Source organism: Sphingobacterium shayense (assembly GCF_013179575.1).
Classification (GTDB): Bacteria; Bacteroidota; Bacteroidia; order Sphingobacteriales; family Sphingobacteriaceae; genus Sphingobacterium; species Sphingobacterium shayense.
Genome location: NZ_JABMCQ010000344.1, coordinates 1 through 865, shown reverse-complemented (window position 1 = coordinate 865; position 865 = coordinate 1). Strand labels below are relative to the sequence as shown.

General features: G+C 42.8%; 1 protein-coding gene. It reads right to left on the bottom strand.

Features of this window, described 5'->3' with window-relative positions; translation table 11 throughout:
- Positions 1-865, bottom strand: an 865-nt coding sequence (locus HP439_RS19265; protein ID WP_216657912.1) for a glycosylhydrolase-like jelly roll fold domain-containing protein, incomplete at both ends; no start/stop codon positions are given.

The window sequence follows — 865 nt, the reverse complement described above, 5'->3', positions numbered from 1 at the left end:
CACTTGTGGTGCGGCAACTTCTACCTCACGTTCATAACCGAAACGGTTGCCCCAAGTATTGTACACCTTTATTTCTAGTTTATTTTCGCCTACTTTCAGCCCTGTTTTCAAATCAATTTCAAAAGGTTTTGCCCAAATTACTCCTTGAGGAGTACCATTTAAGATCACCTCAGCCATACATTCAAGTTGACCAAGGCGAAGGGAAAGCCGCTGGTCGGCTTTAAGTTCATCGAACGTAAACCGTGTGCTATAAGTCCCCGTTCCTGAGTGATAACGATGCTCACCTTGAAGAACACTCGTCCAAAACAACGGTTCTTTAAATGAAAGTGGGTCAAGATCCACACCGTCCAACTCCAGTTCCCACTGCCCAGATAAAGGCATGGTCTCCACAGGTTTCCATAACGGTAGCTCCACCTGGTTTTCACTAAACAAAACAAAGAATGCCTGGTGTTCCAGAAACGAAAGTTCAACAATGGTCCTACCATCTTTTTGACTGGAAGCGAGTGGAGTTAAACGATCCACTTGCGCATCGTATAGATAACAGTAAGGACTGCTAGTACGAAAAGAAAAGCTATGTTTACGGGTTACACTATCTTGATTAGAAAGAAAGTAACTATCACCATCTTTAAAGGCGCGATGGTTCCAAGCAATAGATTCATTATTCCCAGATCCCACAATCACGTCCTTTTGAATTCCTAATTTATCAAAACTATTTTCTTGATATGCCCCTAGGTAGACCTCACCCTTTCCAACTTTTTTGTACTCTCCCCTCGCGTCCTTTTGCATGTTTTGGAAAAGGTCGATAAGCAAATGGTTAAATTTCACGGAGTCTGCTGCACTAACCTTCCCTATAATCTTGTGCGGT